The 19,214-nt window shown below is 65.1% G+C and carries 18 protein-coding genes; 9 read left to right on the top strand and 9 right to left on the bottom strand.

Annotated elements, in window-relative coordinates; genetic code table 11:
• Positions 1-36: 36 nt before the first annotated feature.
• From V9K84_RS17020 to V9K84_RS17010, 3 genes are all read right to left on the bottom strand, one after another.
• Positions 37-1,632, bottom strand: a complete 1,596-nt coding sequence (locus tag V9K84_RS17020; RefSeq protein ID WP_088515324.1) for an ABC transporter substrate-binding protein — start codon at positions 1,630-1,632, stop codon at positions 37-39.
• Positions 1,633-1,869: 237 nt separating this feature from the next.
• Positions 1,870-3,495 (bottom strand): ABC transporter substrate-binding protein, encoded by a 1,626-nt coding sequence (locus V9K84_RS17015; protein ID WP_058541423.1) that lies wholly within the window; start codon positions 3,493-3,495, stop codon positions 1,870-1,872.
• A 133-nt stretch (positions 3,496-3,628) separates the two neighbouring features.
• Positions 3,629-4,342 carry an SIMPL domain-containing protein gene (locus tag V9K84_RS17010; protein WP_088515325.1) on the bottom strand — a complete coding sequence of 238 codons (714 nt, stop codon included), beginning with the start codon at positions 4,340-4,342 and terminating at the stop codon, positions 3,629-3,631.
• Positions 4,343-4,541: 199 nt separating this feature from the next.
• On the opposite strand from V9K84_RS17010, the gene V9K84_RS17005 reads away from it, so the two are divergent.
• The 4 genes from V9K84_RS17005 to V9K84_RS16990 all read left to right on the top strand — a co-directional run bounded on the left by V9K84_RS17005 (position 4,542) and on the right by V9K84_RS16990 (position 8,869).
• Positions 4,542-5,798 carry an ATP-binding protein gene (locus V9K84_RS17005; RefSeq protein WP_054916388.1) on the top strand — a complete coding sequence of 419 codons (1,257 nt, stop codon included), beginning with the start codon at positions 4,542-4,544 and terminating at the stop codon, positions 5,796-5,798.
• Positions 5,798-6,358, top strand: coding sequence for a response regulator transcription factor (locus tag V9K84_RS17000; RefSeq protein ID WP_043862485.1), 561 nt, complete (start codon positions 5,798-5,800; stop codon positions 6,356-6,358). Before V9K84_RS17005 ends, V9K84_RS17000 begins: the two co-directional genes overlap by 1 nt.
• 145 nt (positions 6,359-6,503) lie before the next feature.
• Positions 6,504-7,445, top strand: a complete 942-nt coding sequence (locus V9K84_RS16995) for an AEC family transporter (RefSeq protein ID WP_054916387.1) — start codon at positions 6,504-6,506, stop codon at positions 7,443-7,445.
• A 50-nt stretch (positions 7,446-7,495) separates the two neighbouring features.
• Entirely contained in the window at positions 7,496-8,869 is a 1,374-nt protein-coding gene (locus tag V9K84_RS16990; RefSeq protein WP_043862483.1) for an amino acid permease, read from the top strand.
• A gap of 20 nt (positions 8,870-8,889) precedes the next feature.
• Here the strand turns inward: V9K84_RS16990 and V9K84_RS16985 are convergent, their stop codons facing one another.
• From V9K84_RS16985 to gatC, 6 genes are all read right to left on the bottom strand, one after another.
• Positions 8,890-9,267 carry a carboxymuconolactone decarboxylase family protein gene (locus tag V9K84_RS16985; protein WP_043862482.1) on the bottom strand — a complete coding sequence of 126 codons (378 nt, stop codon included), beginning with the start codon at positions 9,265-9,267 and terminating at the stop codon, positions 8,890-8,892.
• Positions 9,268-9,277: 10 nt separating this feature from the next.
• Positions 9,278-10,321, bottom strand: coding sequence for a calcium/sodium antiporter (locus tag V9K84_RS16980; RefSeq protein ID WP_043862481.1), 1,044 nt, complete (start codon positions 10,319-10,321; stop codon positions 9,278-9,280).
• A 62-nt stretch (positions 10,322-10,383) separates the two neighbouring features.
• The gene (locus V9K84_RS16975) at positions 10,384-10,758 is read right to left on the bottom strand and encodes a septal ring lytic transglycosylase RlpA family protein (RefSeq protein ID WP_043862480.1); all 375 of its coding nucleotides are present in this window, start codon (positions 10,756-10,758) and stop codon (positions 10,384-10,386) included.
• A 107-nt stretch (positions 10,759-10,865) separates the two neighbouring features.
• On the bottom strand, positions 10,866-12,311 hold the full coding sequence (gene gatB, locus V9K84_RS16970) for an Asp-tRNA(Asn)/Glu-tRNA(Gln) amidotransferase subunit GatB (protein ID WP_054916385.1): 1,446 nt from the start codon (positions 12,309-12,311) through the stop codon (positions 10,866-10,868).
• Positions 12,312-12,322: 11 nt separating this feature from the next.
• The gene (gene gatA, locus V9K84_RS16965) at positions 12,323-13,774 is read right to left on the bottom strand and encodes an Asp-tRNA(Asn)/Glu-tRNA(Gln) amidotransferase subunit GatA (protein ID WP_043862478.1); all 1,452 of its coding nucleotides are present in this window, start codon (positions 13,772-13,774) and stop codon (positions 12,323-12,325) included.
• 16 nt (positions 13,775-13,790) lie between these two features.
• Positions 13,791-14,078 carry an Asp-tRNA(Asn)/Glu-tRNA(Gln) amidotransferase subunit GatC gene (gatC, locus tag V9K84_RS16960; protein WP_043862477.1) on the bottom strand — a complete coding sequence of 96 codons (288 nt, stop codon included), beginning with the start codon at positions 14,076-14,078 and terminating at the stop codon, positions 13,791-13,793.
• Positions 14,079-14,283: 205 nt separating this feature from the next.
• Between gatC and mreB the strand changes: the two genes are divergently transcribed.
• The 5 genes from mreB to rng all read left to right on the top strand — a co-directional run bounded on the left by mreB (position 14,284) and on the right by rng (position 19,187).
• On the top strand, positions 14,284-15,321 hold the full coding sequence (mreB, locus tag V9K84_RS16955) for a rod shape-determining protein MreB (protein ID WP_008371426.1): 1,038 nt from the start codon (positions 14,284-14,286) through the stop codon (positions 15,319-15,321).
• Between the two features lie 187 nt (positions 15,322-15,508).
• Positions 15,509-16,510: a rod shape-determining protein MreC gene (gene mreC / locus V9K84_RS16950; RefSeq protein ID WP_338794413.1), complete on the top strand. Its 1,002-nt coding sequence runs from the start codon at positions 15,509-15,511 to the stop codon at positions 16,508-16,510.
• Positions 16,510-16,998 (top strand): rod shape-determining protein MreD, encoded by a 489-nt coding sequence (gene mreD, locus V9K84_RS16945; protein WP_043862475.1) that lies wholly within the window; start codon positions 16,510-16,512, stop codon positions 16,996-16,998. Before mreC ends, mreD begins: the two co-directional genes overlap by 1 nt.
• 37 nt (positions 16,999-17,035) lie before the next feature.
• The gene (locus V9K84_RS16940) at positions 17,036-17,641 is read left to right on the top strand and encodes a Maf family protein (protein WP_043862474.1); all 606 of its coding nucleotides are present in this window, start codon (positions 17,036-17,038) and stop codon (positions 17,639-17,641) included.
• A gap of 88 nt (positions 17,642-17,729) precedes the next feature.
• Positions 17,730-19,187, top strand: coding sequence for a ribonuclease G (gene rng, locus V9K84_RS16935; protein WP_043862473.1), 1,458 nt, complete (start codon positions 17,730-17,732; stop codon positions 19,185-19,187).
• Positions 19,188-19,214 lie beyond the last annotated feature (27 nt).

Raw genomic sequence — 19,214 nt, 5'->3', positions numbered from 1 at the left:
GTGCGGCGGTGAACCTTGGGAGGGGGCGGGCAGAGGTCAGTCGACGCTGACGCCCGAAAAACTGTTGCGCCCGAACGGGCTGACCTTGAAGTCCTGTACCCGGACGCTCAGCGGTTGATGCACGGTGGAGTGGGCGACCGGGGTGATCGGCACCTGCTGCTTCATGCGCTGCTGGGCCTGCTGGTACAGCGCGGTGCGCGCGGCGGGGTCGGTGATGCGCTTGGCCTGCTGCACCAGGGCGTCGTATTCGGGGTCGCACCACATCGACACGTTGTTGCTGCCGATGGCACCGCAGCTGTAGAGGGTGCCCATCCAGTTGTCGGGGTCGCCGTTGTCACCGGTCCAGCCCAGCAGCATCACGTCGTGCTCGCCGTTCTTGGTGCGCTTGATGTACTCGCCCCATTCGTAGCTGACGATCTTCACGTCCAGGCCGACCTTGCCCCAGTCGGCCTGGAGCATCTCGGCCATCAGCTTGGCGTTGGGGTTGTAGGGGCGTTGCACCGGCATGGCCCACAGGGTGATGGGCGTGCCGGGCTTGACCCCGGCGTCCGCCAGCAGGGCGCGGGCCTTGTCGGGGTCGTAGCCGGCATCGCGGATGCTCGGGTCGTAGGACCACTGGGTGGGCGGCATGAAGTTCACGGCCAGTTGGCCGGCATCCTGGTACACCGCCTTGACGATGGCCGCCTTGTTCACCGCCATGTCCATGGCCTGGCGCACCTGCAACTGGTCGAACGGCGGGTGCTGCACGTTGTAGGCGATGTAGCCCAGGTTGAAGCCGGGCTGGTCGAGCATGTTGATCTTCGGGTCGGCGGCCAGGGCCTTGAGGTCGGCGGGGCGCGGGTTGACGGTGACCTGGCATTCCCCCTTGCGCAGCTTCTGCACCCGCACCGAGGCGTCGGTGTTGATCGAGAAGATCAACTGGTCGAGCCTGACCTGCTGCGGGTCCCAGTAGTCGGGGTTGGCCCGGTAGCGGATCTGCGCATCCTTCTGGTAGCGCTGGAACACGAAGGGGCCGGTGCCGATCGGCTTCTGGTCGAAGTCGCTGAGCCGCCCGCTGGCCATCAGCTGGGTGGCGTATTCGGCCGAGACGATCGAGGCAAAGCCCATGGCCAGGTTCTGGATGAAGGCGGCATCGACGCTGTTGAGGGTGAAGACCACCGTGTAGGGGTCGCGCTTTTCGACCCGGGCGATGTTCTTGTCCAGGTCCATGCTGACGAAGTAGGGGAACTCGGCCGGGTAGGCCACGCGAAACGGGTGCTGTGGGTCGAGCATGCGCTGGAAGGTGAGCAGCACGTCGTCGGCGTTGAAGTCGCGGGTGGGGGTGAAGTCCTTGTTGGCGTGGAACTTCACGCCCTGGCGCAGGCGGAAGGTATAGGTCAGGCCGTCATCGGAAACGTCCCAGCCGGTCGCCAGCGAGGGGATGACGCGGGTGGCGCCGCGTTCGAATTCCACCAGGCCGTTGTACAGCGGTTCGGCGGCGTCGTTTTCGATGGAGGTGGTGTACTGGGCGATATCGAAGCCGCCCGGGCTGCCCTCGGAGCAGAACACCAGGTTGCCCTTGGCCAGGGCTGTCGGGCCATAGGCCAGTGCCCCCAGGCCCAGCAGTGCGGCGAAAACCGGAGAAATACGCATGCGGTCCCATTCCTTTGTTGTTGTACGAGGCGTGGGGGGCGCGGCGACAGCAGGGTGCCAGCACCACCACGCGCTCCACGGTAGGGACGCGGGCGGCGGGCGTGCAGGTAAGGAAGTGGGTGTGAGGCGTGGGAAAAATCTTGGTGTGGTGTCGTAATTTTCAAGCAGGTATCAGTGCCCCGCGTGCACCGATGAGCTCGGGGCCCGCAGGGACAGGCTAAACATCGCGTTGGGTGTCTATTGGCTGACGCTTACGCCGTAGAAGGCATTCAGGCCGAAGGGGCTGATCTTGAAGTCCTGCACGGTCTTGCGCATCGGCTGGTACACCGTGGAATGGGCGATCGGGGTGATCGGCACCTGCGCCTTGATGATGTGCTGCGCCTGCTTGTACAGCTCGGTGCGTCGGGCCTGGTCGGGGGTGGCCTTGGCCTGCTTGATCAGCGCGTCGTAGGCAGGGTCGCACCATTTGGAGAAGTTGTTGCCGTTCACCGCGTCGCAGCCGTAGAGGGTGCCCAGCCAGTTGTCCGGGTCGCCGTTGTCGCCGCTCCAGCCAATCAGCATGGCGCCGTTCTCACCGGCCTTGGCGCGCTTCATGTATTCGCCCCACTCGTAGCTGACGATGCTGGCCTTGATGCCGATCTTCGCCCAGTCGGCCTGGATCATCTCGGCCATGAGCCGGGCGTTGGGGTTGTAGGGGCGTTGCACCGGCATGGCCCACAGGGTGATCTCGGTGCCCTCCCTGACCCCGGCCTCCTGCACCAGCGCCTTGGCTTTGGCCGGGTCGTAGGGCACGTCCTTGATGGTGTCGTCGTAGCTCCACTGGGTGGGCGGCATGGCATTGACCGCCAGCTGCCCCGCGCCCTGGTACACCGCGTCGATGATCTGCTGCTTGTTCACCGCCATGTCCAGGGCCTGGCGCACCTTGAGCTGGGCCATGGGGTTGGGCGCGGTGGTGCCCTTGATCGGGTCGGTCACGTTGTAGGCGATGTAGCCCAGGTTGAAGCCGGCCTGGTGCGGCAGGTTCAGGTTGGGGTCCGCTTCCAGCGACTTGAGGTCGGCCGGGCGCGGGAACAGGGTGATCTGGCATTCGTTCTTCTTGAGCTTCTGCATGCGCACCGACGGGTCGGTGGTGATGGCGAAGATCAGGTTGTCGATCTTCACGTCCTGCGGTTGCCAGTAGGCCTTGTTGCCCTTGAAGCGGATCTGCGCGTCTTTCTGGTACTTGGCGAACACGAAGGGGCCGGTGCCGATCGGCTTCTGGTTGATGTCGGCCGGCTTGCCCTGCTTGAGCAGTTGCTCGGCGTATTCGGCGGACTGGATCGAGGCGAAGCTCATGGCCATGTTCTGGATGAACGCGGCGTCCACGCTGGCCAGGGTGAACCTGACCGTGTGTTCGTCGAGTTTTTCGAGCTTGACGATGTTCTTGTCCATGCCCATGTCGGTGAAGTAGGGGAACTCGGTGGGGTAGGCCTTGCGAAACGGCAGGTTCCTGTCGAGCATGCGGTTGAAGGTGAACAGCACGTCATCGGCGTTGAAGGGGCGGCTGGGCTTGAAGTAGTCGGTGCTGTGGAACTGCACGCCTTCGCGCAGGTGGAAGGTGTAGCTCAGGCCGTCGTCGCTGATGTCCCATCGTGTGGCAAGCCCGGGGATCACCGCCGTACCGCCGCGTTCGAACTGGCTGAGGCGGTTGAAGACGGTCTCGGCCGAGGCGTCGAAGTCGGTACTGGTGGTGTACTGGCCCGGGTCGAAGCCCGCCGGGCTGCCCTCGGAGCAGAACACCAGGTTGCTGGCCGCATGGGCCAGCGGTGCGCCGGCCAGCAGGCCTGCGCCGAGCAGGTAGGGAAGGACCGCGTGTTTGAGCATTGTTGGCCTCATCGATGTCATTGGTGCGCCGGGCGGCCAGTGGGGCCGCTCGGCGGGCAGGGAGGCTGGCCTGTTGACCAGCGCGACCCTCAAACCATAGCTGACAGCGATGCAGGCGTTGCCCGCGGGTGAATCAGGGCATCAGCACTTCGATGGTGCCGTCGGCGCTGAGGCTGACCTGGCTGGTACCGGCTTCGATTTCCGGGCTTGGCGCGGCTTCGGCGTCCATGCTGGCCTTCATCATCATGGCGCCGCGGGCGTAGGGGTGCGGGTAGCCGCTGCTGTTGAGGTTCAGGTTGACCACCTTGTAGCCCTTGCCGCCGAGGGCTTCGGTGGTCAGCTGGGCGCGGGCCTTGAAGGCGTCGATGGCATCCTTGAGCAGGGCGTCTTCGCTGCTCTTGCGGGTGGCCGGGGCGATGGCGAAATCCATCCCGCCCATCTTCAGGTCCTGCAGCAGCTCGCCGGTGAGCTTGGACAGCGCCGGGAAGTTCGCGCTTTCCAGGCGCAGCTCGGCACGTTCGCGCCAGCCGGTGATCTTCTGGTTCTTGTTGTCGTAGATCGGGTAGCTGTTGCGGCTGTCCTGGCTGAGCTTGACGTCCTTGACCGCACGGGCCTTTTCCAGCGCCTTGTTCATGCTGGTGGTGATCTCGTTGGCCAGCTTGGCCGGGTCGGTGTTCTGCGCCTCGGTGTACAGTGTCACGACCATCAGGTCGCGGGCGACTTCCTTGCTGGCTTCGGCGCGCAGTGAAACCTGGTTGTAGCGAGGCTCGTTGGCCAGTGCCGCAAAGCTGGCAAACAGGCCGGTCGCGAGGACGAGGGTGGTACTGGCGCGAGACACAGTGTGCATGGGCAACTCCTTGAAATTGAGGCGTGGCGGCGGTCGATCCCGACCACGCAGACCCCATCAGACTCGCACAAACCGACGAGGTTCAAAAAGCCATCATCGATGCCGGTGTGCCTGTGGCGCTTTGCCGCATTGCTGCAGCGCGGGGTGCAGCTTGGGTATACTCGCCACGATTCACCTGGAGCACTCATCAGGAGAGCTCATGCTCGCCCCCGTACTCATGCTGTCTGCCACACGTCAGAACCTCTGGCGCCTGACCTTCATCCGCACCCTGGTGCTGGCCGCCCAGGCCGGTTCGGTGGCGGTCGCCTACTGGACCGAACTGCTGCCACTGCCGTGGCTGGCGCTGAGCATCACCCTGGGGTTCTCCATGGTGCTGTGCGTGCTCACGGCCATCCGGCTGCGCACCTCGCTGCCGGTCACCGAGCTGGAGTATGCGGTGCAGCTGGCCTGCGACCTGCTGATCCACAGTGCGCTGCTGTATTTTTCCGGGGGCTCGACCAACCCCTTCGTGTCCTATTACCTGGTGCCCCTGGCGATTGCCGCGGTGACGCTGCCATGGCTGTATTCGCTGATTCTGTCGGGCATTGCGCTGGTGGCCTACACCCTGCTGCTGGTGCAGTACTTCCCGCTCGAAACCTTTCCCATGGCCCGCGAGAAGATGCAGATCTACGGCATGTGGCTGAGTTTTGCCCTGGCCGCCGGGGTGATCACCTTCTTTGCCGCCAAGATGGCCGAAGAGCTGCGTCGCCAGCAGCAGTTCCAGGCCCAGCGCCGCGAGGAAGGCCTGCGCGACCAGCAACTGCTGGCCGTGGCCACCCAGGCCGCCGGTGCCGCCCATGAGCTGGGCACGCCGCTGGCGACCATGAGCGTGCTGATCAACGAGATGCGCCAGGACCACACCGACCCGCTGCTGCAGGAAGACCTGGAGACGCTGCAGGAGCAGGTCAAGCAGTGCAAGCACACCTTGCAGAACCTGGTGCGCGCCGCCGAGGCCAACCGGCGCATGGCGGTGCAGGAGCAGGAGGCGAGCTTCTGGCTGGACGAGGCGCTCAACCGCTGGCACCTGATGCGCCCCGAGGCCAGCTATCGCTTCCAGCGCCTGGGCCAGGGTACGGTGCCGCGCCTGGCGCCGCCGCCGGACCTGACCCAGGCCCTGCTGAACCTGTTGAACAATGCAGCCGATGCCTGCCCCAATGACCTGGAGGTGTACCTGGACTGGGACGCCGAGGACATCGTGATCAGCATTCGCGACCATGGCCCCGGCGTGCCGGTGGCGATCGCCGAGCAGATCGGCAAACCCTTCTTTACCACCAAGGGCAAGGGCTTCGGCCTGGGCCTGTTCTTGAGCAAGGCCAGCGTGACCCGTGCTGGCGGCTCGGTAAAACTCTATAGTCATGAGGAAGGCGGTACGCTCACCGAGCTGCGCCTGCCGCGTGACGCGCGAGGAGACGTGTGATGAGTGATGAAATTCAGGCTGAAGGCGAGGAGCTGCCGCACCTGCTGCTGGTGGATGACGACGCCACGTTTACCCGGGTGATGGCCCGGGCCATGAGCCGGCGCGGGTTTCGCGTGAGCACGGCGGGTTCTGCCGAAGAGGGCCTGCAGATTGCCCAGCAGGACGTGCCGGACTACGCCACGCTGGACCTGAAGATGGAGGGCGACTCCGGGCTGGTGCTGCTGCCCAAGCTGCTGGAGCTGGACCCGGAGATGCGCGTGGTGATCCTCACCGGCTATTCGAGCATTGCCACCGCGGTGGAGGCGATCAAGCGCGGCGCCTGCAATTACCTGTGCAAGCCGGCCGATGCCGACGACGTGCTGGCGGCGCTGGCGTCCGAGCACGCCGACCTGGACACGCTGGTACCGGAAAACCCGATGTCGGTGGACCGCCTGCAGTGGGAGCACATCCAGCGTGTGCTGACCGAGCATGAGGGCAATATCTCGGCCACGGCGCGGGCGCTGGGCATGCACCGGCGTACCCTGCAGCGCAAATTGCAGAAGCGCCCGGTTCGGCGCTGAACCTCAGGGCCTCTTCGCCGGCAAGGCCGGCTCCTACGTGGTCGGTGTGAACCTGATGGCGCCGGCACTGGCGGCGAAGGGCTGCATGGCAGCCCCAAGGTTGACGTATGATTAGCTCCCTAACGACGCCGACGGGACCACCTGCATGCTCGCCCTTTTTCTCCAGACCCTGAACATCACCGCGCCGGTGTTCGCGATGATGTTCATGGGCGTGCTGCTGCGCCGCATCAACGCCATCAACGACAGCTTCATCCAGACCGCCTCGGCCCTGGTGTTCAACGTGAGCATGCCGGCGCTGCTGTTTCTGGGCATCTACCACGCCGATCTCGAGGCGGCGGTCCAACCCTCGCTACTGCTCTACTTCACCGTCGCCACCCTGGGCAGCTTCGGCCTGGCCTGGCTGATCGCGATCTGGCGCTGCCCCCGTGAAGATCGCGGCATCTACGCCCAGGGCGGCTTTCGCGGCAACAATGCGGTCATCGGCCTGGCGCTGGCCGGGAGCATGTACGGCGATCATGGCATCTCCATCGGCGCGGTGCTGGCCGGGCTGGTGATCCTGCTCTACAACTCGCTGTCGGCCGTGGTGCTGGCGGTGTACAGCCCGACCATCAAGTCCGACCCCTGGAGCATCCTCAAGAGCATCCTGCGCAACCCGCTGATCATCAGTGTGCTGGTGGCCGGCGTGCTGGCGTATGCCAAGGTGGGGCTGCCCAACTGGCTGCTGACCTCCGGTGACTATCTGGCGCAGATGACCCTGCCGCTGGCGCTGATCTGCATCGGCGGCACGCTGTCGATGGCCTCGTTGCACGCCAGCGGGCGCATGGCGCTGAGTGCCAGCCTGGTGAAGATGGTGTGGCTGCCGCTGCTGGCCACCTTCGGTGCCTGGTTGTGCGGCTTTCGCGGCGCGGAGCTGGGGGTGCTGTTCCTGTACATCGCCAGCCCCACCGCCGCGTCCAGCTACGTGATGGCGCGCGCGGCCAACGGCAATCACCAGCTGGCCGCCTCGATCATCGTGATTACCACGCTGATGGCCGCAGTTACGACGAATATCGGCATATTTATCTTGCAGTGGGGCGGCTGGATCTAGATCCTGTCGCCCACACTCAAAATAACGGCCTCCCTGCCTGAGGACACTTCATGCAAGACCAGATCACGCCCGAGCGTTTGCATCGCGGCCTGAAGAACCGTCACATCCAGTTGATCGCGCTGGGCGGCGCCATCGGCACCGGGTTGTTCCTGGGCATCGCCCAGACCATCCAGATGGCAGGCCCTGCCGTGCTGCTGGGCTACGCCATCGCCGGCCTGATGGCCTTTTTCATCATGCGCCAGCTGGGTGAGATGGTGGTCGAGGAACCGGTGGCGGGCAGCTTCAGCCACTTTGCGCACCGCTACTGGAACGAGTTCGCCGGCTTCGTCTCGGGCTGGAACTACTGGGTGGTCTATGTGCTGGTGGGCATGGCCGAGCTGACGGCGGTGGGTATCTACGTGCAGTACTGGTGGCCGGACTTCCCCACCTGGGCCACTGCAGCGATCTTCTTCGTGGCGATCAACCTGATCAACCTCACCCAGGTCAAGGTGTACGGCGAGCTGGAATTCTGGTTCGCGCTGGTCAAGGTGATCGCCATCGTCAGCATGATCGGCTTCGGCGCCTGGCTGCTGGCCAGCGGCAGCGGCGGGCCGGATGCCAGCGTGGCCAACCTGTGGCAGTACGGCGGGTTCTTCCCCAATGGCATCACCGGGCTGGTGATGGCGATGGCGGTGATCATGTTCTCCTTCGGCGGGCTGGAGCTGGTCGGCATCACCGCGGCCGAGGCGGACAACCCGCGCTACAGCATTCCACGCGCGACCAACCAGGTGGTGTACCGCATCCTGATCTTCTACATCGGCGCACTGGCGGTGCTGCTGTCGCTGTACCCCTGGCAGAAGGTGGTGCAGGGCGGCAGCCCGTTCGTGATGATCTTCCACAACCTGGACAGCAACCTGGTGGCCACCATTCTCAACGTGGTGGTGCTGACTGCCGCGCTGTCGGTGTACAACAGCTGCGTGTACTGCAACAGCCGCATGCTGTTCGGCCTGGCCAGCCAGGGTGATGCGCCGCGCGCACTGCTCAAGATCAACCGTCGTGGCGTGCCGCTGGCGGCGCTGGGCGTATCGGCGGTGGCCACCGGCCTGTGCGTGCTGATCAACTATCTGATGCCGGGCGAAGCCTTCGGCCTGCTGATGGCGCTGGCGGTGTCGGCACTGGTGATCAACTGGGCGAGCATCAGCATCACCCACCTGAAGTTTCGCAAGGCCAAGATCGCTGCCGGCGAGTCGACCTTCTACAAGAGCTGGGGGCACCCGGTGACCAATTACCTGTGCCTGGCGTTCATCGTGCTGATTCTGGTGGTGATGTACCTGACCCCGCCGATCCGCATCTCGGTACTGCTGATTCCGGCCTGGATCGCCACCCTGGGCGTGGCGTTCTGGCTCAAGAAGAAGGGGCAGAAGGCCGCCGCCGTCGCCGGCTGACGGCCCTGCGGGGTGATCGGTCAGCCCTGCTGGTAGCTGTCGATCACTTCCTGGGCGGCGCGAAACGCATCGATCGCCGCCGGTACGCCCGCGTACACGGCGCAATGCAGCAACGCCTCGCGAATCTCTTCCACCGTACAGCCGTTGTTCAGGGCGCCACGCACGTGGCCCTTGAGCTCCTGCGGGCACTTGAGCGCGGTCAGCGCCGCCAGGGTGATCAGGCTGCGGGTTTTCAGCGGCAGGCCCTCGCGGCTCCACACGCTGCCCCAGGCGTGCTCGTTGACGAACGCCTGCAGCGGCTCGGTGAACTCGGTGGCATTGCCCAGTGCACGGTCCACGAATGCATCGCCCATGACCTGGCGGCGAACCTGTTCGCCGGTTTTGTTGCTCTCGCCCATGTTGTTTTCCTTAGTGTTGGCGGCGCCAGGCGCGCACGGTGGTGTACATCAGCACCACCGCCAGCGTCGGCAGGACATAAAGCAGCATCAGCTGCTCCAGACGGTTGGCCAGCGGCATGCCGGTGGTGAAGGCCACCACGTGCAGACCATAGGCCAGGTAAAGACACAGGAACACCAGACCTTCGGCGCGGGTGACGCGGTAGCCGGAATAGAACACCGGCAGGGTCAGCACGGCCACGCCGAGCATCACCGGCAGGTCGAAGGCCAGCGCGTTGGGCGAGATCGACAGCGGCACCGGGGCCACCAGCGCGGTCAGCCCGAGCACCGCCAGCAGGTTGAACAGGTTGCTGCCGATCACGTTGCCCACGGCGATTTCCCGCTCGCCGCGCAAGGCGGCGATCAGCGAGGTGGCCAGCTCCGGCAGCGAGGTGCATACCGCCACCACGGTCAGGCCGATCACCCGCTCCGACAGGCCCAGGTCGACGGCCACTTCCACTGCTGCCTCCAGCAACAGGTGCCCGGCCAGGCTCAGCAGGCCCAGGCCGGTGAGCATCAGTGCCAGGGTGCCGAACCAGAAGCCGACGCCACGCTGCGGCCGCGGGCCGGGGGCGGGGTAGGTGCGTGCGTGGTGGCGTGACTGGTGCCACAGGATGGCCAGGTAGGCAACCAGCCCGAGCAGCAGCAGGGCGCCTTCGAGGCGGCCGATGCGTTCGTCCAGGGCCAGCAGGTACACCAGCAGGCTGGCGCCGATCATCAGCGGGATGTCCAGGCGTACCAGTTGCCGCGAAACGCGCAGGGGGATGATCAGAGCGGCCAGGCCCAGGGTGACCAGCACGTTGAAGATGTTGCTGCCGATCACGCTGCCCACCGCCACGTCGGGTGCGCCGGTGTAGGCCGCCTGCAGGCTCACGGTCAGTTGCGGGGCGCTGCTGCCGAAGGCCACCAGGCTCAGGCCGATGATCAGCGGACGCACCTGCAGGCTGGCGGCCAGGCGCAGGGCGGCGCGCACCAGCAGTTCGGCGCCGGTGATCAGCAGCAGCAGGCCCAGGGCCAGTTGCAGCAGGCTGAAGGTGGGTAAAGCGGCCAGGTCGAAAATGGTCGTGCTCCGAAGCAGGGTCAGTTGCTGAGACTTTGTACCCGTACCCGCGCGGTTCCGCTACGGAGCATGCCCAGTTGGTCGGCGGCGGCGCGTGACAGGTCGATGAGTCGACCCCGGGTATGCGGGCCGCGGTCGTTGATGCGTACCACGACGCGGCGGTCGTTGGCGAGGTTGGTGACCTGCACGCGGGTGCCGAAGGGCAGGCTGCGATGGGCGGCGGTCAGGCCGTGCTGGTCGAAGGGTTCGCCACTGGCGGTGCGTTTGCCGTGATGGCGGGAACCGTAATAGGAGGCGGTGCCGGTCTGGTCGTAACCGCGGGGGTCGAGGGTGTGGCTGGCACAGCCGGCGAGCAGGGTGAAAAGCGCGAGCAGTGCGCTGAGGGGACGCCACATGTATCCGGTTACTCCGTGGTGTGGCCTTCGCCGGCAACGCCGGCTCCTGCAGGGATTGGTGCGTCCTTGTAGGAGCCGGCGTTGCCGGCGAATGCAGGCGACGCGGTTCAGCCTTCGAGCTTGCTCTTGAGCAATTGGTTCACCTGTTGCGGGTTGGCCTTGCCCTTGGACGCCTTCATCGCCTGGCCGACGAAGAAGCCGAACATCTTGCCGCGCTTGGCCTCGTCCGCCGCGCGGTACTGCTCGACCTGCTCGGCGTTGGCCGCCAGCACTTCGTCCAGCACCTTCTCGATCGCGCCGGTGTCGGTCACCTGTTTCAGGCCTTCGGCCTCGATGATCTGGTCGGCATCGCCTTCACCGGCGGCCATCTTCTCGAACACCACCTTGGCGATCTTGCCGCTGATGGTGTTGTCCAGAATGCGCTGCAGCATGCCGCCCAGTTGCGCGGCGCTGACCGGCGCCTGGTCGATCTCCAGGCCCAGCTTGTTCAGCAGGCTGCCCAGCTCGACCATGACCCAGTTGGCCGCGAGCTTGGCATCGCCGCACACACCGACCACCTGCTCGAAGTAGTCGGCCTGCTCGCGGCTGGAGGCCAGCACGTTGGCGTCGTAGGCCGACAGGCCGAACTGGCTCTGGAAGCGCTCGCGCTTCTGCGGCGGCAGTTCGGGCAGGGTGGCGCGGATGGCGTCGAGGAACGCCGGCTCGATGACCACCGGCAGCAGGTCCGGGTCGGGGAAGTAACGGTAGTCGTTGGCCTCCTCCTTGCTGCGCATGGAGCGGGTCTCGTCCTTGTTCGGGTCGTACAGGCGGGTTTCCTGGATCACCCGGCCGCCATCCTCGATCAGTTCGATCTGGCGCTGCACCTCGGTGTTGATCGCCTTCTCGATGAAGCGGAACGAGTTGACGTTCTTGATCTCGCAGCGGGTGCCGAACTCGACCTGGCCCTTGGGCCGGATCGACACGTTGCAGTCGCAGCGCAGCGAGCCCTCGGCCATGTTGCCGTCGCAGATGCCCAGGTAGCGCACCAGTGCGTGGATCGCCTTGACGTAGGCCACGGCTTCCTTGGCGCTGCGCATTTCCGGCTCGGAGACGATTTCCAGCAGCGGCGTGCCGGCGCGGTTCAGGTCGATGCCGGTGGCGCCGCTGAAGTCTTCGTGCAGGCTCTTGCCGGCGTCTTCCTCCAGGTGTGCGCGGGTGATGCCGATGCGCTTGACGGTGCCGTCTTCAAGGGCGATGTCCAGGTAGCCCTTGCCGACGATCGGCAGCTCCATCTGGCTGATCTGGTAGCCCTTGGGCAGGTCGGGGTAGAAGTAGTTCTTGCGCGCGAACACGTTGTGCTCGCCGATTTCGGCGTCGATCGCCAGGCCGAACATGCAGGCCATGCGCACGGCTTCTTCGTTGAGCACCGGCAGTACGCCGGGCATGCCCAGGTCGATCAGGCTGGCCTGGGTGTTCGGCTCGGAGCCGAACGTGGTGGCGCTGCCGGAGAAAATCTTCGACTGGGTGGCGAGCTGGGTATGAATTTCCAGCCCGATCACAACTTCCCATTGCATGTGTCTGTCCCTCAGAAGCCGGTAGGTGCGCGGGTGTGCCAATCAGTCACTTGCTGATAGCGGTGCGCGACGTTGAGCAGGCGGCCTTCCTGGAAATACGGGGCCAGCAGTTGCACGCCGACCGGCAGGCCGTCGACAAAACCGGCCGGCATCGACAGGCCTGGCAGGCCGGCGAGGTTGGCGGTGATGGTGTAGACGTCTTCCAGGTAGGCGGCGACCGGGTCGCTGTTCTTGGCGCCAAGCTTCCAGGCCGGGTTGGGCGTGGTCGGGCCGAGAATCACGTCGACCTCTTCGAAGGCGGCCATGAAGTCGTTCTTGATCAGGCGGCGGATCTTCTGCGCCTGCAGGTAGTAGGCATCGTAGTAGCCGGCCGACAGCGCGTAGGCGCCGACCATGATGCGCCGCTGCACCTCGGGGCCGAAGCCTTCACCGCGCGAACGCTTGTACAGGTCGGTGAGGTCCTTGGGGTCTTCGCAGCGGTAGCCGAAGCGCACGCCGTCGAAACGCGAGAGGTTGGACGAGGCTTCGGCCGGGGCGATGACGTAGTACGCAGGGATCGCGTGCTGCATGTTCGGCAGGCTGATCTGCTTGACCACCGCGCCGAGCTTTTCCAGCTCCTTGACGCTGGCCTGGATCAGGTCGGCGATGCGCGGGTCCAGGCCGGCACCGAAGTACTCCTTCGGCAGGCCGATGCGCAGGCCCTGCAGCGAGGCGTTGAGCGGGGCGCTGTAGTCGGGCACCGGTTCGTCGATGCTGGTGGAGTCCTTGGCGTCGAAACCGGCCATGGCCTGCAGCAGCAGCGCGCAGTCTTCGGCGGTACGCGCCAGCGGGCCACCCTGGTCGAGGCTGGAGGCGTAGGCAATCATGCCCCAGCGCGACACGCGACCGTAGGTCGGCTTGAGGCCGGTGAGGTTGGTCAGCGCCGCCGGCTGGCGGATCGAACCGCCGGTGTCGGTGCCGGTGGTGGCCGGCAGCAGGCGCGCGGCCACGGCGGCGGCCGAACCGCCGGACGAACCGCCCGGCACGTGTTCGAGGTTCCACGGGTTCTTCACCGCGCCGTAGTGGCTGGATTCGTTGGCCGAACCCATGGCGAACTCGTCCATGTTGGTCTTGCCCAGGGTGACCATGCCGGCCTCGGCCAGCTTGCTGACCACGGTGGCGTCATACGGCGAGACGAAGTTGTCGAGCATCTTCGAGCCGCAGCTGGTGCGCACGCCCTGGGTGCAGAACAGGTCCTTGTGGGCGATGGGGGCGCCCAGCAGGGCGCCGGTTTCACCGCCAGCGCGGCGGGCGTCGGCGGCACGCGCCTGGTCCAGGGCCAGGTCTTCGGTGACGCTGATGAAACTGTTGATTTGCGGGTCGAGCTGCTGGATGCGCGCCAGCAGCGTGCGGGTCAGCTCTTCGGCAGAAAAGGCTTTGTCGGCGAGTCCGCGGGCGATCTCGGCCAGGGTCAGTTGATGCATGGCAGGCTCTATTCCCTTACTCGATGACTTTAGGAACCAGGTACAGGCCGCTTTCGGTCGCCGGGGCGATGGCCTGGTAGCTGTCTCTCTGGTTACTTTCTGTTACCACGTCGGCACGCAGGCGCTGACGGGCTTCAAGGGGGTGGGCCAGTGGCTCGATGCCAGTGGTGTCGACCGCTTGCATCTGGTCGACCAAACCCAGAATACTGTTCAAGGCATCGGTAGTGCGCGGAAGATCGGCTTCATTGAGGCCCAGGCGGGCCAGGTGAGCGATCTTTTCCACGTCGCAGCGTTCAAGCGCCATGGGGATCTCCAGGGGAAAACAAAAAACGGAATTGGTCCGCGAATGAGGAACATGCTGGCAGATTTACGGTCATAAGGCCGCGATTGTGTGCTGGCTTGCTCGGAAAAACTGCCAATTTAACATATTGGCGCCTTGCCCAAAATCCCCGCCGTTGTTAGAGTTTGCCGCACTTTTTTACCCACGCGTTGCCTAGGGTCACTTTCCCATGTTCAAGAAACTGCGTGGCATGTTTTCCAGCGATCTTTCCATCGACCTGGGCACTGCCAACACCCTTATTTACGTGCGTGAGCGCGGTATCGTCCTGAATGAGCCTTCGGTTGTGGCCATTCGTACTCACGGCAACCAGAAAAGTGTCGTCGCTGTCGGCACCGAGGCCAAGCGCATGCTCGGCCGTACGCCCGGCAACATCGCTGCCATTCGTCCGATGAAGGACGGCGTGATCGCCGATTTCAGCGTCTGCGAAAAGATGCTGCAGTACTTCATCAACAAGGTTCACGAAAACAGTTTTCTGCAGCCCAGCCCTCGCGTGCTGATCTGCGTTCCGTGCAAGTCGACCCAGGTAGAGCGCCGCGCCATTCGCGAGTCGGCCCTCGGTGCCGGTGCCCGTGAAGTGTTCCTGATCGAAGAGCCGATGGCCGCCGCCATCGGTGCCGGCCTGCCGGTCGAGGAAGCCCGTGGTTCGATGGTCGTCGATATTGGTGGTGGTACCACCGAAATCGCACTGATCTCCCTCAATGGTGTGGTGTACGCCGAATCCGTGCGTGTGGGTGGCGACCGTTTCGACGAGGCCATCGTCACCTACGTGCGCCGCAACTACGGCAGCCTGATCGGCGAGTCCACCGCCGAGCGTATCAAGCAGGAAATCGGTACTGCCTACCCGGGCGGCGAAGTGCGTGAAGTCGACGTACGCGGCCGCAACCTGGCCGAAGGCGTGCCACGTGCCTTCACCCTGAACTCCAACGAAGTGCTCGAAGCCCTTCAGGAATCGCTGGCGACCATCGTGCAGGCGGTCAAGAGCGCCCTGGAGCAATCGCCACCGGAGCTGGCTTCGGACATCGCCGAGCGCGGCCTGGTGCTGACCGGTGGTGGTGCGCTGCTGCGCGACCTGGACAAGCTGCTGGCCCAGGAAACCGGCCTGCCGGTGATCGTCGCCGAAGACCCGCTGACCTGTGTCGCCCGTGGCGGCGGTCGCGCGCTGGAGATGATGGACAAACACACCATGGACCTGCTCTCCAGCGAGTGATTTGCTGACCGCCCACCCCGTCCCCCGGTTTACAGGTAGCGCCCACAGTGCTACCTGTATGTGCTGGTGGCGCGTGTGGGCGTCGTTTCCATCCATCCTGCAAGCAGGCCGGTGCGTTGCCGTATGAATGACCCCCTGAATCTTCGAGGAGCGGCCTATTAAACCGCTTTTCGCCAAAGGCCCTTCGCTGGGCGTGCACCTGCTTGTGCTGGTTGTGCTGTCTATCGCCCTGATGGTGGTGGACGCCCGCTTTACCTTGCTCAAGCCGCTGCGCAGCCAGATGGCGCTGGTGCTGATGCCTTCCTATACCATCAGCGACTTCCCGCAACGCATGTGGCAGGGCGTGGCCAGCCAGTTCGGCAGCCGCACCGAGCTGATCGCCGAGAACGAGAAACTCAAGACCGAAGCCTTGCTGCTGCAAGGTCGCCTGCAGAAGCTGGCGGCCCTGACCGAGCAGAACGTGCGCCTGCGCGAGTTGCTCAACTCCTCGGCGCTGGTCAACGAGAAGGTCGAGGTGGCCGAGCTGATCGGCGTCGACCCCAACCCCTTTACCCACCGCATCCTGATCAACAAGGGCGAACGCGACGGCGTGGTGCTGGGCCAGCCGGTGCTCGACGCCCGTGGCCTGATGGGCCAGGTGGTCGAGCTGATGCCGTACACCTCGCGGGTGCTGCTGCTCACCGACACCACCCACAGCATTCCGGTGCAGGTCAACCGCAACGGCCTGCGCGCGATTGCCAGTGGCACCGGCAATCCCGAACGCCTGGAACTGCGCCACGTGGCCGACACCGCCGACATCAAGGAAGGCGACCTGCTGGTCAGTTCCGGCCTGGGCCAGCGCTTCCCGGCTGGCTACCCGGTGGCCACGGTGCGCGAGGTGATCCACGACTCCGGGCAGCCGTTCGCCATCGTGCGGGCGGTGCCGACCGCGGCGCTCAACCGTAGCCGCTACATGCTGCTGGTGTTTTCCGACAGCCGTACCCCCGAACAGCGCGCCGCCGATGCCGCGCAGGCTCAGGAAGCGGCTGATCGCCAGGCGCAGAGCCCGATCGATGGCAGCATGCCGGCTGCCGCGCCGGGCACACCTGCCGCACCCGCTGCGCCGGGCACGCCTGCGCCAACCCCTGCTCCTGCCGCCGCGCCCGCTGCCCCTGCAGCCGCACCGGCCACTTCTCGGGAGAGACACTGATGAGCAGTACCCGTAGCCGCAACGGTTGGGTGGTCTGGTTGACCTTCCTGATCGGCCTGCTGCTGAGCGTGTGGCCCACGCTGCCGTTCATGGAGATTTTCCGTCCGCTGTGGCTGGCCCTGCTGCTGGCCTTCTGGACGCTGCACCTGCCGCACAAGGTCGGCATGACCACCGCATTCGTGCTGGGGCTTGCCGAGGACGTGCTGTACGGCACGCTGCTGGGGCAGAACGCCCTGGTACTGGTGCTTATCACCTTCCTGGTGCTGTCGCTGCAGCAACGCCTGCGCATGTTCCCCATGTGGCAGCAGAGCCTGGTGATTCTGGTGATCTTCGGCCTGGCCCAGCTGGTTCAGCTGTGGCTCAGCGCCCTGACCGGCAATCGCCAGCCGACCCTGGCGCTGGTGTGGCCGGCGGTGATCAGTGCGCTGTTGTGGCCCTGGATCAGCTTCGCCTTGCGCGGCCTGCGCCGACGCCTGAGTATCAACTGATTCGCGTTGCTCACCGACGCTGACACGGAGACGTCACATGACCCCGCTGTACCTGGCCTCTGGTTCGCCACGCCGACGTGAGCTGCTCTCCCAGATCGGCGTGCCGTTCACCCCGGTGGCCGCCAGCATCGATGAAACCCCTCTGGATGCCGAACCGGCTGACGCCTATGTCGAGCGCCTGGCGCGCGAGAAGGCGGCTGCCGGCCTGGCGGTGTTGCGCGCCAGCGGCGTGGAAGGGCACCTGGCGGTACTGGGCGCCGACACTGCGGTGGTGCTCGACGGGCAGATCCTCGGCAAGCCGCAGGGGCAGGCCGACGCCCTGGCCATGCTGGCCGCATTGTCCGGACGCGAGCACGACGTGCTGACGGCAGTGGCGGTGACCGATGGCGAGCGCTGCCTGAGCGTGAACGTTGCCAGCCGCGTCAGCCTGCGCCCCATCAGCCCCGAACAGGCCCTGGCCTACTGGGCCAGCGGCGAGCCGCAGGACAAGGCCGGCAGCTACGCGATCCAGGGCCTGGCGGCAATTTTCGTCAAGGCGCTGCAGGGCAGCTACTCGGCGGTGGTCGGCTTGCCGTTGAGCGAAACCGCCGAGCTGCTGGAGCAATTTGCCATTCCCTGCTGGCAAGGCCTGCCGCCCCGTTGAGCGAGGAACTGCCCGTACCCCTTTAATTGCTCGCCAGCGACCGCCGGGCAATCCATCATTAGCTGAAGACCTTTGACGAGAGCCTGCCATGAGTGAAGAGATTCTGATCAATATCACGCCGATGGAATCACGCGTGGCGGTGGTGGAGAACGGTGTTCTTCAAGAGGTGCACGTCGAGCGCACCCAGCGGCGGGGCATCGTCGGCAACATCTACAAGGGCAAGGTGGTGCGGGTGCTGCCCGGCATGCAGGCAGCGTTCGTCGACATCGGCCTGGAGCGCGCGGCGTTCATCCACGCCTCGGAAATCTCCCAGCGCGAAGGCGCCAGTGTCGAGACCATCAGTGCCCTGGTGCACGAAGGCCAGAGCCTGGTGGTGCAGGTGACCAAGGACCCGATCGGCTCCAAGGGCGCACGCCTGACTACCCAGCTGTCGATCCCGTCGCGCTATCTGGTGTACATGCCGCGTACCAGCCATGTGGGCATCTCGCTGAAGATCGAGGACGAAGGCGAACGCGAGCGGCTCAAGCAGGTGGTCACCGACTGCATCGCCCAGGAAAACATCCAGGACGCCGGCGGGTTCATCCTGCGCACCGCGGCCGAGGGCGCCGGCGCTGACGAGATCGTCATGGACATCCGCTACCTGCGTCGCTTGTGGGACCAGATCGGCGCCCAGATCAAGACCGTTGGCGCACCCACCGAAATCTACGAAGACCTGGGCCTGGCCCTGCGTACCCTGCGCGACCTGGTCAACCCCAAGATCGAGAAGATCCGCATCGATTCACGGGAAACCTTCCAGAAGACCACGCAGTTCGTCGCCGAGCTGATGCCGGAAATCGCCGACCGCCTGGAGCACTACCCGGGGGAGCGGCCGATCTTCGACCTGTATGGCGTTGAGGACGAGATCCAGCGTGCGCTGGAGCGCAAGGTGCCGCTCAAGTCCGGTGGCTACCTGGTGGTCGACCCGGCCGAGGCTATGACCACCATCGACGTCAACACCGGGGCCTTCGTCGGCCACCGCAACCTCGAAGAGACCATCTTCAAGACCAACCTGGAGGCTGCCACGGCGATTGCCCGCCAACTGCGCCTGCGCAACATCGGCGGCATCATCATCATCGACTTCATCGACATGGAAGACGAAGAGCACCAGCGCCAGGTACTGCGTACCCTGGAAAAACAGCTGGAACGTGATCACGCCAAGACCAACATCATCGGCATCACCGAGCTGGGGCTGGTGCAGATGACCCGCAAGCGCACCCGCGAAAGCCTTGAACAGGTGCTATGCGAACCATGCGCCAGTTGCCAGGGCCGCGGCAAGCTAAAGACCCCTGAGACCATCTGTTACGAAATTTTCCGCGAGATCCTGCGCGAGGCCCGCGCCTACCAGGCCGAAGGCTACCGGGTGCTGGCCAACCAGAAGGTGGTGGACCGCCTGCTCGACGAGGAATCGGGCAACGTGGCGGAGCTGGAGGCATTCATCGGGCGAACCATCCGCTTCCAGGTGGAGTCCATGTATTCCCAGGAACAATACGATGTGGTGCTGCTCTGACTCGCGTTGAAACCTACCCTGCGCTGG

The sequence above is a fragment of the Pseudomonas sp. AE27 genome (assembly GCF_037113495.1).
Classification (GTDB): domain Bacteria; phylum Pseudomonadota; class Gammaproteobacteria; order Pseudomonadales; family Pseudomonadaceae; genus Aquipseudomonas; species Aquipseudomonas palmensis.
The sequence above is the reverse complement of the archived record's forward strand: the minus strand, read 5'-3'. Positions and strand labels throughout refer to the sequence as shown.